Here is a 13,296-nt window from a genome sequence, read left to right as displayed (position 1 = left end):
CTTGTCCTGGGTTGATAATTGATTTGATAGTTATACAATTTAATCGATGAGTCAGGAAATTCAAGCCCACGGCAGGCGCAGAAGCGGGGAGGAGATCCGTTCTGCAATCTTGGATTATCTGCATGTGGCGGCCGAACAGACCGGTACAGGTGTAACCGCACAGCAAATTGGAACAGCCTTCGGCATTCATCCGACGACCGCTCGTTTCCATCTTGAACGTCTGGTACAACAAGGAGAGGCGGTCCGCCAGGGAAAAGACAGCAACGGTCAATCAACCGGTCGAGGCAGGCCGGCTGTCATCTACTCCCCCACATCCACAAACTGCGCCCAGGAGGATATGATCTCCTCGCTCTGTATAGCTCTGGAAACCGCCTGTCCCGATACTGGCAGCAGGGATAGGGCTGCATTGAAAGCAGGTAAGGTCTGGGGTCGTGCCCTGGCCCGACAAAGCGGGGCGAATGCAGAAAAGGACGTGTCATCGAGCATGACTCAGACACTGTTCAACACTCTGGCCGGTCTGGGTTTTGCTCCGGTTACGGCAGATCCGGATTCAGCAAGCTTGTATCTGACCTCATGCCCCTTCTTGGACAGTGTCAACAGCCATCCCATTATCTGCACAATCCATCTGGGCATGATCCAAGGAATTGTGGAAGGCAACAGCAAGGCGGCCAAGGATAAAAAGGCCCGTATATTGCTGAAACCCCTGTCCTCGCCAAAAGGATGCTTTCTGAAAGTAGCGAAAGTGGACAACAAACCAAGGAGGAAAGTAAAGCAATGACCTACGTAATTGCCCAGCCCTGCGTGGACGTCAAGGACAAGGCCTGCGTGGACGAGTGCCCGGTGGATTGCATCTACGAGGGCCCCAGGAACCTGTATATCAACCCCAACGAATGCATCGACTGTGGTGCCTGCGAGCCGGTCTGCCCCGTGGAGGCCATCTTCTACGAAGAGGACCTGCCTGAGGAATGGACCTGGTTCAAGGATGCCTCCGAAGACTTCTTTGCCCAGGTCGGCGATGCAGGCGGCGCACAGGCCCAGGGTCCCTACGATCACGACCATCCAAAGGTCGCCGCCTTGCCCCACCAGGATAACTTCGTCTGCATTCAGCCGGAATCACGCGGCCAGCGCGCGGTCTGGGTACGCAAGGACCAAACGGAATGAAGGCCGGTTCAAGCCAGGACGATTACCTGGTCTTCCCTGACTTTTTGGACCGTCCTGTGGAGGAGGCCGCCCGGATGCTTCTGGGTTGCCTGATCATCCGGGACTACGAGACGGAAGGTGAACAGGCCAGGGTTCGGATCGTGGAAACCGAGGCCTACGATCAGAATGATCCGGCCAGCCATGCCTATCACGGACGATCAGCCCGCAACGATGCCCTTTTCGGCCCCAGCGGACACATGTACGTCTACTTTACCTATGGAATGCACTACTGCATGAATATCTCCTGTCAGGAGGACGGATTCGGCGCCGGGGTACTGATTCGAGCCTGCCAGCCAGTGCAGGGTCTGGATCTTCTACGCAGCCACAGGCACGGCCGTCACCCGGATCGGGAATTGACCAACGGCCCCGCCAAGCTCTGCCAGGCATTGGACATCGACAAGCATAATTACGGCCATGACCTCAGGAAACCGCCCATCCGCCTGGCAGCCGCAGTGCTGAATCAGGACGAGACCATCACGGCAACCCCCCGAATAGGCATCTCCCATGCCAAAGAGACCCTACGACGATTCGTCATCACCGGCAACCCCTACCTGTCGCGATGAAAGGACAGAATCCTATAATTCTGATTTCTACAGCCTAAAGGGTGGCTTATTGCTCAATGTAGCGGGATTCCACACAGCTCTGGAAGCGGACAAGCGAGAGAATGACAGCAGCCAGCAGAGCGATGATCAGCATTCCTATGAAACTGCCTGTTACCGGATCCAGACCAAACACTGATGAAAAAGCCTTGAAGGCCCAGGTGGATGCCGTAAAACCGAGGCTGGTGGTGGCCGAAAAGATTCCCATTACCAGTGGATAGCGCTTGCGTGGAGTCAGATTGGACAGGAGGAAGGGGCAGGTAGCCATATTGATGGCACTACCTGAACCAACCAGGAAGGCGGATAAGCAAACCAGCGGGAAGGAGCGGGTGGTCAGGAAGAGCAGGGCGCCCAGGGCCATCAGAAGGAAGGCGACCGGAATGGTCCATTGTCGACAAATCCGCTTGATGGCGTTGATACTAAGCCCGATCACGACCGAGGAACCCGTGTTGAACATCAGGGCCACCCCGGCTGCGCTGGTGCCGCCAAGACCGTACTTGGCTATGTAGACTGCAAGCTTGTTGTAGAGGACCGCGACCAGGAAAATGCTCAGAAACCCGATAAGAATACAGGAAATGGTAGCCCACCAGCATTGTCCGCTTTTTCGGGAGGACGATACTTTAGAACCTACGACCTTTCCCGACTCCTCCTCGACGGCACCGACACCGGGGACCATGAAGATGACCAAGACCAGGGCAGGCAAGGCCAGGAAATAGAGCCAATAGTTGTGCAGCCATCCTCCCTTGGCCAGAACACCACCGAGAGCAAGAACCAGCATGGAAGAGCCATCCTGAACAGCAAGGACCAGCCCCATCAGCGCCGCCAACTGCTTCCCGCAGAAAAACCTGGCCGACAAACTAGGGAGAACTGTGGTAGCGATACCCACGCCAAACCCGACTACCAAAGCAAACAAAAGCAGCTGACTTACACTGCTGTGCACAACCAAGGGCATCAAGCCGCCCAGGGCGACACACAGACAGCTGATGCAGCCAGCGGTTCTGAAACTCATTCTGGTCAAGAGTTGGCCAAATACAAGAGCTGAAACTATAGCTGCCGAAGAACCTATGGAGACCACCGATTCAACGGTGGAGGGATCGGTATGGGAAAAGGATGCCTGGATGGCTGCGACGGAAGGAGAGATGATGGAGTCAAACCGCGACATGATGGCCAAGGCCATGATTCCGACCAGAACCCCAAGATTCCGTCTGGTCAATATCCCTGTGTCCTTGGGCTTAGACGTGCACGGGGCCGGTTCCATCGTTCCTGCCTCCCTCTCAATGTTAGCGGCACCATTTGGTCGATGGAGGGCAGTCTACTCCAGCAGCAGTGCCATGCCAACCAACACGACGAGGAAGAGCAGATTAAAAACGGTATAGATTTTCAGGTAATCGCCTTTCTTGCCCGGATACTGCTTGACTACAGCCTTGTAGGAAATCAGTGAGGCCATTGAAGCGACCAGGGTTCCGAGCCCACCCAGGTTGGTGCCCAGAATAATCGGATGCCAGGCTGTCGAAAAACCTGAGACCAGCAGGGCCGTCGGCACATTGCTGATGAGCTGGCTGCACAGGACCGAGGTGATTAAAGGGTGGATATTGACCAGGCTACTGACCAGGTTGTAGAACTGGGGGATCCTTCTGGCATTGCCTATGAAAATAAAGAAAGCCACGAAGGTCAGCAGCAGTCCCCAATCCACATGCAGAAAGACCCGCCTGTCACAGATCAGGAAAGCCACCGCCACCACCAGAACCATGGCCCATTGGGGAATCAGCTTGGCCACACCGAGCAGACAGACAAAAAAGAGCATGAGGTATACAGCGATGCGCCATCCGCTGGACTGCTGCATCTCTTTCACCTGAGGTTGTATCCCATCCTCCCTGGGCGCCAGTACGCTGCGGCGAATCTCTTGCGGATCCATGCCCTCGAACTTGTTCAAATGCTGATTTCTGAAGGCAAACCAGCAGCACAGGAAGAGCATCAGAGCCGCAACCAGGGCGTAAGGCGCCATAAGGAGGAGGAACTCCCCGGTAGGCATCTCGGAGCGGGCCTTGAGATATAAGTTGTGGGCATTGCCGATGGGCGTCAGCATACTGCCCACATTGGCGCCCAGGGTCATCAAGGTGACAATCAACAGGGCATGGTTTTCCAGACCGGCCATGATGAGAACAGCGATGGCAAAAGGCACGAAAGTAACCAGGGCCACATCATTCGTGATGAACATACTTGAGAAGAAAGGCAGAGAAACCAGGACCAAGGCCAGGCCCCGCACCGAGCGGACACGACTCAGCAGGCCGGCTCCGATGGCATGGAAGACCCCGATGCGCTGAAATCCGCAAACCACCATCATCAGGGATCCCAGCTGGGTGAGGGTATTGACGTGGATGTAACCCAGATATTGCCGGTCGGGCGGAATGAGGATGCAGGATACGAGAGCGATGACTGCCGCGACGACCAGGACGGTCTCGTTTTTCAGCAGTCCGATCACCCGATGTTGCATGGTCACCTCCGGCGAACGAATTCCTCACTTAGTTTACGCGCCCGCCCCCGGCTTACAGGACCTCTCCTGACGCTATTTTCCGCCCCTGATCCCAGGGTCGGGACACTCGGCGCTACTGGCTGCTAGTCTGTCTGGCCCCGACTTTCGACCCTTGTCGAATGTTCATAGAGTCGGATACCGGCCGGCTGAAGCATGGAAAGGGGTCCTGCGAATCAGCACTTTCGCAGAGCCCCTATTAGATCGCAATATTACTTGTCGTTCAATCGCTCCGGATCCGGAATCAGATAGGACAGAGCCAGGGCAATCAGCACCAGCACGCCGCCGCCGATCATGGCCGCCACATAGCCGGTACGGGCTCCACCGGAAGCCGCCAAGCCGCTCATGAATGCATAGAGGACTGCATAGCTCAGGCCTGAACCCAGGTTGAAGGCTCCGGCGTTGAGTCCCGGCAGATACCCGGTGTTGTCCGAAGGAGACAGGACCACGCCCAGCCCGTTGAGCATGATGTTGGCCGTCCCCGCATAGGAGACGCCCAGGATCAGGGAGAGGAGCACCAGACTCCAGATACTGGGGGCCAGGCAGACGTAGATGCCAAAGACCAGTCCCAGCACGCTGACCAACTGGCCCACTCTCAGAACCTTGAGGTAGCCGAAGCGCGAAGCCAGCGTCCCGGCCACCGGGCCGAAGACCAGGCCAACCAGGGCATATGGGGTCAGTGTGGCGAAGGAGACGATGCTGGCTTTCAGGCCGACGCCGACCTCGCCGTCCTGGGCCAGAGCCGGAACGATCCCGTTCATGATGGCGAAGACACCGACCATGGTGGTGAGAGTCGTCAGCAGCAGGCCCCAGGTACGCCGCTGCTTGAGGTAGGTGGTGGTGACCATGGGCGCCGAAGTGGTGCTCTCGACTTTCCAGAAGATCATGAAGAAGACCGCAGCCACCAGGATCTCGACGACTACCAGAATCCAGCGCGCCTGGGCCAGCTTCTCGACCTCATTGATAGCCAGGTAGGCCGCCAGGAAGGCGATGCACAGGAAGACCACACCGGCCCAGTCCATGCGGGGGCGATTGTCCGCATAGCTCTCACGGGCGAAGAGGGCCACCAGGAGTACGGCGATTACCGCAATGGCCACCATGAACCAGAAGACCGAGCGGAAGCCGAAAGTGCCGGCCAGCCAGCCACCCAGGATGGCATCCACGCCGCCGATGCCGCCGTTGACCGCAGTGAGGACAGCCATGAGCCTGGCGTAGCGGGCTTCATCAGTCACCTCGGCATGCAGCATGATCAGGGTCATGGGGACGACCGGACCGGCCACTCCCTGAATGACGCGGCCAATCATAAGCACCGTCACATTGGGCGCCAGAGCAGAAACCACGCATCCCAGCGCCGTCAGGCTCAGCATGCCCAGCAGTACCTTCTTGCGGCCGGCCAGATCGCCCAGCCGAGGCAGAAAGAGAGAGAAGACCGCACAAGAAGTGAAGAACACCGTCTGGGTCAGACCGATGCTGGAGCTGCTGGCATTGAGCTCGGTCCCCATGGTCGTCAGGGCCGGCGAGAGCATGGAGGCATTGAGCTGGAAGGCGAAGACGGCGGCCATCAGTGCCGTCATCAAGGCGACGATGGAAGAGCCTGAGCCGCCAGCGGTCGTGGTATCGGGCTTGTCAGTCTTGGGTTCGGCTGTGTTTGAAGTCTTCATTGATCTCATCCAATCGCAGTGATGGCCTTGACCACCAGGTCCCAGAATCCCTGGAAGTCCAGCTTGACGGCCACCTGGGTGTGGCAGTCTTCGGCAGAGGGTTCCGGACCACGCAGATCGGCCACGGTCATCCCGCAGGTCAGGTCCCCGCGCAGCTCCACATCAACCGGGCAGCGACGGGTGCTCACAATAGAGGGGTCGATCAGATAGGCAACGGTGCAGGGATCATGCACGGGCGGATCCACAAAGTCCTGGTTGTCCTGGTAGGACTTGCGGAAGAAGTCCATCAGCCCGCTGACGAAATGGGCCAGATCGGTGCCGATGCCCTCGATGCGCTGCTGAACCTCGGGAGTGCATAGGGCCTGGTGGGTCAGATCCAACCCCACCATGGTGACCGGCCAAGACTCATTGAAGACGATATGAGCAGCCTCGGGATCCACCTTGATATTGAATTCAGCGACAGCGCTCCAGTTGCCCACATGGTAGCCGCCGCCCATGAGCACGACCTCGCGGACGCGATCAACAATGCGGGGTTCCTTGCGAACGGCCATGGCGATGTTGGTCAGAGGCCCAGTGGGAACCAGAGTCACCGTGCCCGGCTCCTCGCGCATGATGGTTTCGATGATCCAATCGACGGCGTGGCCAGGATCCAGGGGCCGGGTAGGCTCAGGCAGCTCGACACCGTCCAGGCCGGTCTGGCCATGGATGGACGCGGCCACTTCCTGAGGACGCACCAACGGCCTATCGCATCCGGCATGGACCGGCACCTGGCGCGCATGAGCCTTTTCCAGCACAGCCCTCGCATTGTAGGTAACCTTGTCCAGACTCTGGTTGCCGCCAACCGTAGTCACTCCGATCAGGTCGATCCGCGGATCGCCTACTGCCAGAAGGATAGCCACCGCATCGTCATGACCCGGATCGCAGTCCAGGATGATCTTGCGCGTCGTCATATACTCGCCTACACCTTTCTCATGAATATGTCCTGGGCCATGGATCATGGCCCAGGACATGATACCGCTGATTGGCATTCAATCGATGTAGGCGCGTTAGACTGGTCAGTCCCGGACCTGGGCGAACCCACCCACTGCCCAGGCCAGTCGATCCCGAAGCTCGGGATCAACTGCGAATAGCCCCAATCCGTGCACCCCTCGTTTGAGCAGCACATTGAACTCGTGCCGAAGATTATCCACAGGATTCATCTCCGGCTCCGACCGCTGGTTGGTCGCCAATGTGTTGCAACTGAACTTGGGTTCGAATTCGATCTTTCCGTTCCTGTAAGTGACCGAGGGCCCGATAATGACCCCCGCGTAGTTGAGATCAAAACCTTGGATGGTGAAGATGGAGCCCACCTCATCAATGGTGAAAGGCAACTCGGCCCAGGCGATCCGGTGATTTGCAGTGGAGTTTCCCTGCGCCTCATATAGCTCGTAATTCCAGGGCATGGCGAATTCACCATCCCCGTCCTGCCCCTCTTCGGCCCACACCCATTGACCTGAATCCTCTTGGCGTAGTGCAACCTGCCAATGTCGGGAGGGTTCGCGTGGATCCGGTTGATTCTTGCTGCTATAAGGCCAGTCATAGGTGGCCAGGAGTCGGCAGAGGCCCAAGGAGCCCTCGCCCCTTTGCTCCTGGTCCTTACGACGAATGAACTTCCTCAAGTCCGTAGGCGAGTCAAATACCTTGATCTCATAAGGATGTTCCGAAGGATCCGGACGCAAGGGACCAATGACGCCATCCTTGACTGTCATCCGATCCAGCCAGGCGCAGGTTGCAGGGTCAGCCTGAATGCGCATCTGTTGGTCCAAACGAACATGACTGACCTGGAAGGTATCCTCGCGTACATGTTGGCCATCCCGTGACTTCTCACGGATGAGCATGGGTTGCGAGAAGGTTGTGCCATGCTCGGAACCCGTCAATCCCAGAAGCCGACTTTCCTGGGCATCCACGAACTGGGATCCACGCAAGACCTGTTCCGGGTCGAAGACCACGATGGCCACTTTTGACCGCCGGAGAATATCGTAGAGCTGGTTGCCTCCGGAGTAGCTCTGCGACCCTTGTGTCAGCAGCAGGTGTGCCTCGTCAATCAGCACCACATCCGCCTTGGCATCGACGCTATTCATAGGATCCGCTGCCCTGCCTGTGGATCGGCCATTTCGATTGGTGTGCTTGCTGAACCGATTGATGAACTGGACAGCGCCAACCACGCACTGGCCGCGTTGCTTTTGCAATCCAAGCTTCAGAGCCATCTGGTTATAGACATTGGCCTGCTCGGCCTGGTTGACAATGATGTAGGAACGCTGCCTGGCCTTTGCCGAACGGTTATCGTCCTTGCCGTTCAAGTTCCCATAGATGCCATATCTGGCACATATCTGATAGAAGAGATGGCTGAGCAAAACGGTCTTGCCGGTCCCTGACATGCCCTGAACGACAATGACCTGGGTATGGACTTTATCGTTGATCCGAACCGGTCCTGTCGATTCCGTCAATGAGTGGAAACCCTCGTCACGATTTTGAACAATGACCGACTCCAACACATGCAGCACAGCCTCTTCAGCCCGCCGTTGCTCGTCGGTGAGTTTGCGGAAGGGCGAGGCCTTGAACAGGGCGGAGTCCAGAATCGCCTTCTCTTCCGGAAACAGATCGGGCTCCATTTCGTGCAGGGTCTGCCAGGCCTTGGAAAAGATGCTGTCGAACTCATCGCTGGTGTAATACATATCCTGAGCGTTGGTTCTACGGTTCATAACCAGCTTGACCGCGTCTACGCTCTGCATATACCCCATCAACCGATTTTCCATATCCAGAGTCAGGGACTTATTGAAGTGGCGATCACCGATGATGTACTGGCAGACCCTGTCCTGATGATTGCGCATGAATCGCACCAGGCGTTCCCAATCCGTCCGGGTCCGTGGATCCAGCTCGATGTGCTGCCTGGTTCGAGAACGGATGTCGTTGGTCTCACCGACGTAAACCACATAAGGGGGTCCACCGCCATGCTTTTTGCTGCTGTCCCCTAGGTCGGCAGAGACAATATATACAGTGGGATAGCGCAGGAACAGCTCCTCAAGCAGCCTCCCCTCCAACTTACTGCCCTGACTGCCAACGGCTTTCGCCTGCTTGTACTCAGCGATGGCCTTGGAAAAATCCTCATCCCTAAAATTGCCATAGGGCAGAGTCATCACCACAGGCTGCGGCGCACTTGATGAATCCATGATTTTCACTATGCCACGAACCCATACCAAACTGATCCAAGGAGAGCCGACTGATAGGCTCGAAATCATGATCAGCAAGGAAACGGAAACAGCGGTGATGGATTTTGTGCACGAGCGCGACTGGGATCAATTCCATACGCCCGCAAATCTGGCCAAATCAATCTGCATCGAAGCCGCCGAGCTCTTGGAATGCTATCAGTGGGGGGATGATCCCAGGGACGGAGATGAGGGACACGTGACCGACGAACTGGCTGACGTGCTCACCTATTGCATCCAGCTGGCGGATCGGCTGGATCTGGACATGGACCGAATCATCATGGACAAACTGCAAAGGACGGCCGAGAGGTATCCGGTGGCAACCTCACGCGGCTCCAGCCGGAAATACCGGCCCCTGCAGTAGGCGGATCGATTCAGCAGGTCTGCGCAGCCGACGACCCCGACCGTCCGAGTCGCTTGGCGATCAGTGCGGATAGATCATCCAAGGTGACTCCCCGATAGCTGTTTATGGAAGCGAACTGAGGACCTGACGAGGTGTCGACCGGATTGGTGCCGGTATAGGCCACAGTGGTGGCTCCTGATGCCACAGCCGAAGTGATGCCGGTCAAGGTATCCTCGAAAGCCAGGCAGGATGCCATCAGATCAGGGCTGTTGATGCCCACCAGACCGGCTGCATGCAGATAGGGGGCAGGATCGGGCTTCTGGGCCAGCCCATCATCCCCGCAAACATAGTCGGCAAAAGCCCCCTTGGGTGCCTTGGCGACCACAGCCTGAGCCATGCGGCGTGGCGAAGTAGTGACCAGAATCGAAGGGATGCCAGCCTCAACCAGGTCTGTCAGGATGGCACGAACCCCTTCGATCCATGGCATGTGACGCTCCTCCATGGCGATTACCCCATCGATCAACAAATCCGGAATCTGGTCCTCAGGAAGGTCAAGACCACGCTCCCGCATTAAGCTTGCCACTTTGGTGAGAGGTTTGCCGGAAACCTGCCAGCCCATGTCGGCATTCCAGTCCCCCCCATGCTTGCGCACCAGATCGACCTCCGCCTGATGCCAGTAGGGCTCTGAATCGATCAAGGTTCCGTCCATGTCCCAGAAGACCGCAAGCGGTCGGTGACCCATAGGAGACCGGGCTTTGTCAGTCGACCCGGCACGGCTTTCTTCCCTTTTATGCTCCATGTTCATGCATTCACCCTATCGGCAAGGCTCGTCTTGAGAATAGCGCTGCTGCGCATTACTTGGCATGAAGATCCGGCCATGGATCAGGTAGCAGCTCATCCAGACCCAGATTAAGCACTTGAGCAACTGCCATTATGTTGATCAAACTGGGATTGGCTGGGCTCCCGGGTCGCGACTGACCATGCTCCAACTGTTGATACGCGAATCGGGAAAGGTTGGCATTATAGGCGACGAACTCTTGGCTGTAATGTAAAGCCGTCCTTCGGCGTTGTATGTTCAAGCCTAATACCACGGCGTATTCCGCCCACCCGCTCGGTACTTGAGAATGTGCCATACAGCCAAAGTAAGGACAAAGAGTGAATTATCATGCTTTACCAGTAATACTATATTTGTAAGGCATTACGGGTTTATAAACAAGGAAGAATTCTCAAACTCTGCCTTGCATCAACAATGAATTTGTCGCTGTTCAAGCTTCTGCGTTGCTTGTAGTAGCACCTGGATATGGATGTTTCTTCGTCATCGGAGCCAACAGTCTTTTTGGTATCGACACGCAGACACCCGACTGGATGCTGACACCTTTGGTCCAACTGGCCGTCCTGCATCTGGAGGCTCAGGCGATCTACCGTCACACCAGGAATCCCTATCTGGGTGGCATCATTACCGCGATCATTGTCACCGTAATGACCTGCATCAACTCCCAGATCTCCTTCCCCACCTAACGGGTGGGACCACACCTACCTCAAGTCCTCTCCGCCCCTGTCTACAAGTAAAACTTCGACAAGGATGGAAAGGACGAATTATCGGGCCACCAGTTCACTCAGCGTTGCCGAAGACCTGATTGCGCAATTCGTTGCGCTGGGTCTCGTATTGGGTGAGCTGGCCAAGAAGATCGAACTTCTCCTGACCGTCGGGTAACTGATTCATCCGATGCCTGGCCGAGGCAATAAGCCGCATGTAGGTGGCGTCCAACAGTCTTGCCAGCAACTCGGAAGCATACTGACGCTCCTCCGGGCTAGGCTGCTTCAACTGAACATCCGTGTCATCGGAGTCTGCACCCTGTTCGTCCCCCTTATCGCCTTTCTTGGAGCCCGGTACTGAGCCCCTCTGCCTATCCTCCTGCTTATCCAAATTCAGCGGCAAGGGCATGACAGCCAGCTCGTTGATGGCCGACTCCAGCATGGGCCCGCCAGCCTTGGTCAGATTATGCATCCACAGTCCCTGGGGCGTTTTCCTGTCGGGCAGTCCTCCGGCGGCCTGCACCGCCCGATAGAGCGAGCGGAAAATCGGAACCTCGAAACTTTCCGGACTCAGCTGGCCGAAGGCATCGGATCCGACCGCCCTGGGAATCTGGATAAGCACGCCCATGAACTGCTGCTCGCAAATGAAGACCGAATCATCGATGTGATGATAGCCCTGTCGGAGGGCATCCTCACGCTGTATCCTCCGGCGTTGCATGGCGTCGTCGCTGCCATGGCCCGCGCGACCCCCCGATTCATTTGCACCGCGGTGAGGAGTGCGGACCGCATAGGCATCCTGGTCCTTTACATGCAGCTTGCGACGGGCCCTGTTGACCTCCTGACGCAGCAGATCCAGATCCACGCCGATTTTTCTGGCGGTCTTGCGGGTGTAGGCCCCCACCAGGGAGCGATCCCTGATCTGCGCCAGGATGGGTGCCACAGCCTTGACAGCCCCCATTTGCCCGGTGGTGTACTGGGTGTCGAACATGGCCACAGCGGTGTCGATGACGAAGTCGTACAGCGGCCGGGCATGATCGACCAGGGAACGCACGGCCTCATCACCGTACCGGATACGCAAATCGCAGGGATCCAGATTTTCCCGGGCCACCGCTACGAAGGTCTGCGTCAGGAAGCTCCCGTCAAGGCCGAAAGCATGCAGGGCGGCCTTCTGCCCGGCGGCATCCCCGTCGAAGGTGAAGACCACCCGGGAGCCCTGGACCGGTCCCACCAGTTGGATAGCCCCCAAGGCGTCATCAGAGATGAGTCGACGGACGATCTTGGCGTGGTCCTCGCCGAATGCAGTGCCGCAGGTGGCTACAGCCGTGTCAACGCCGGCAAGGTGGCAGGCCATGACATCGGTATAACCCTCCACAATGACCACCTGCCGCTTTTTGACGATGGCATCCTTGGCCAGGTCGATGCCGTAGAGCACCTGGTTCTTGCGGTAGAGCTGGGTGTCCGGCGTGTTGATGTACTTGGCATTGATGCCGTCGTCCTCATAGAGCTTGCGAGCGCCGAAGCCAAGGGTACGGCCCGTGGAATCCCTGATAGGCCAGGTGACCCTGCCCCGGAAGTAGTCATAGACCCCCCGTTGCCCCTGCCTGGCCAGACCCGCATCCAGCATCTCCTGCTGGGTGAAACCCTTGGTAGCCAGATGGCGAACCAGGTTGTCCCATCCTCGTGGAGCGTATCCGCAGCCGAAATGTGCGCTGTCAGCCTGGGAAAAGGTCCTGCCCGCCAAGAGCTTGCGCGCCGCCAGCGCCTCCTTGCTCATGATCTGCGAAACGAAAAAACGCTGGGCTTCCTCGTTGGCCTCCAGCAGCCGGGAACGTTTGGACCCGCGGCGCTTGTCCTGGCGGGAGTTTTCATAATGCAGCTCGATCTGGTACTTGTCTGCCAGGATCTCGACGGCATCGCCGAACTCGACGTTCTCCTCCTGCTCCACGTAGGTGAAAACATCGCCACCCAGGCCGCAGCCGAAGCAGTGCCAGACCCCCATGGACGGACGCACCGAAAAAGAGGGAGACTTCTCGTCGTGGAAGGGGCACAGGCCCATGTAAGTGCCGGAACCTGAAGGCTTCAGAGTCACGCTTTCAGATACGATCTCATACAGATCGGCCTTGGCTCTGACCTTCTCGATGTCTTCCTTCTTGATCATTCCGGACATGACACCCAGCCTACC

The 13,296-nt window shown here is 57.4% G+C and carries 12 protein-coding genes; 5 read left to right on the top strand and 7 right to left on the bottom strand.

Going from position 1 to position 13,296, the window contains the following annotated elements; genetic code table 11:
• Positions 1–46 precede the first annotated feature (46 nt).
• The 3 genes from AACP62_RS02580 to AACP62_RS02570 are packed head-to-tail and all read left to right on the top strand — an operon-like array spanning position 47 to position 1,763.
• On the top strand, positions 47–778 hold the full coding sequence (locus AACP62_RS02580) for a helix-turn-helix transcriptional regulator (RefSeq protein ID WP_339346104.1): 732 nt from the start codon (positions 47–49) through the stop codon (positions 776–778).
• Positions 775–1,161, top strand: coding sequence for a ferredoxin (gene fdxA, locus AACP62_RS02575; protein ID WP_198205560.1), 387 nt, complete (start codon positions 775–777; stop codon positions 1,159–1,161). The genes AACP62_RS02580 and fdxA overlap by 4 nt, the downstream gene beginning before the upstream one ends.
• Entirely contained in the window at positions 1,158–1,763 is a 606-nt protein-coding gene (locus AACP62_RS02570; protein WP_198205561.1) for a DNA-3-methyladenine glycosylase, read from the top strand. Before fdxA ends, AACP62_RS02570 begins: the two co-directional genes overlap by 4 nt.
• A gap of 46 nt (positions 1,764–1,809) precedes the next feature.
• Here the strand turns inward: AACP62_RS02570 and AACP62_RS02565 are convergent, their stop codons facing one another.
• From AACP62_RS02565 to AACP62_RS02545, 5 genes are all read right to left on the bottom strand, one after another.
• Entirely contained in the window at positions 1,810–2,961 is a 1,152-nt protein-coding gene (locus tag AACP62_RS02565) for an MFS transporter (protein WP_339346524.1), read from the bottom strand.
• A gap of 150 nt (positions 2,962–3,111) precedes the next feature.
• The gene (locus AACP62_RS02560; RefSeq protein ID WP_198205895.1) at positions 3,112–4,293 is read right to left on the bottom strand and encodes an SLC13 family permease; all 1,182 of its coding nucleotides are present in this window, start codon (positions 4,291–4,293) and stop codon (positions 3,112–3,114) included.
• 248 nt (positions 4,294–4,541) lie between these two features.
• Complete coding sequence (uriT, locus tag AACP62_RS02555) at positions 4,542–5,990, bottom strand: uridine transporter UriT (RefSeq protein WP_483413705.1); 1,449 nt, start codon at positions 5,988–5,990, stop codon at positions 4,542–4,544.
• 5 nt (positions 5,991–5,995) lie between these two features.
• Entirely contained in the window at positions 5,996–6,940 is a 945-nt protein-coding gene (uriH, locus tag AACP62_RS02550; RefSeq protein WP_015022193.1) for a uridine-preferring nucleoside hydrolase UriH, read from the bottom strand.
• Between the two features lie 105 nt (positions 6,941–7,045).
• The gene (locus AACP62_RS02545; RefSeq protein WP_339346101.1) at positions 7,046–9,199 is read right to left on the bottom strand and encodes a DNA/RNA helicase domain-containing protein; all 2,154 of its coding nucleotides are present in this window, start codon (positions 9,197–9,199) and stop codon (positions 7,046–7,048) included.
• Between the two features lie 67 nt (positions 9,200–9,266).
• Between AACP62_RS02545 and AACP62_RS02540 the strand changes: the two genes are divergently transcribed.
• A complete protein-coding gene (locus AACP62_RS02540; protein WP_045935602.1) occupies positions 9,267–9,599 on the top strand; it encodes a nucleotide pyrophosphohydrolase in 333 nt (110 codons plus the stop codon).
• 10 nt (positions 9,600–9,609) lie between these two features.
• On the opposite strand, the gene AACP62_RS02535 is transcribed toward AACP62_RS02540, so the two are convergent.
• The gene (locus AACP62_RS02535; RefSeq protein WP_339346099.1) at positions 9,610–10,383 is read right to left on the bottom strand and encodes an HAD family hydrolase; all 774 of its coding nucleotides are present in this window, start codon (positions 10,381–10,383) and stop codon (positions 9,610–9,612) included.
• Positions 10,384–10,943: 560 nt separating this feature from the next.
• On the opposite strand from AACP62_RS02535, the gene AACP62_RS02530 reads away from it, so the two are divergent.
• Positions 10,944–11,096 carry a hypothetical protein gene (locus AACP62_RS02530; protein ID WP_339346098.1) on the top strand — a complete coding sequence of 51 codons (153 nt, stop codon included), beginning with the start codon at positions 10,944–10,946 and terminating at the stop codon, positions 11,094–11,096.
• 94 nt (positions 11,097–11,190) lie between these two features.
• Here the strand turns inward: AACP62_RS02530 and dnaG are convergent, their stop codons facing one another.
• Positions 11,191–13,281: a DNA primase gene (gene dnaG, locus AACP62_RS02525; RefSeq protein ID WP_339346097.1), complete on the bottom strand. Its 2,091-nt coding sequence runs from the start codon at positions 13,279–13,281 to the stop codon at positions 11,191–11,193.
• Positions 13,282–13,296: the final 15 nt, after the last annotated feature.

This window comes from Bifidobacterium apis (assembly GCF_036986835.1).
Lineage (GTDB): Bacteria > Actinomycetota > Actinomycetes > Actinomycetales > Bifidobacteriaceae > Bombiscardovia > Bombiscardovia apis_A.
Note: the sequence above shows the minus strand (reverse complement) of the source record. Positions and strands in the feature narration are given on the sequence as shown.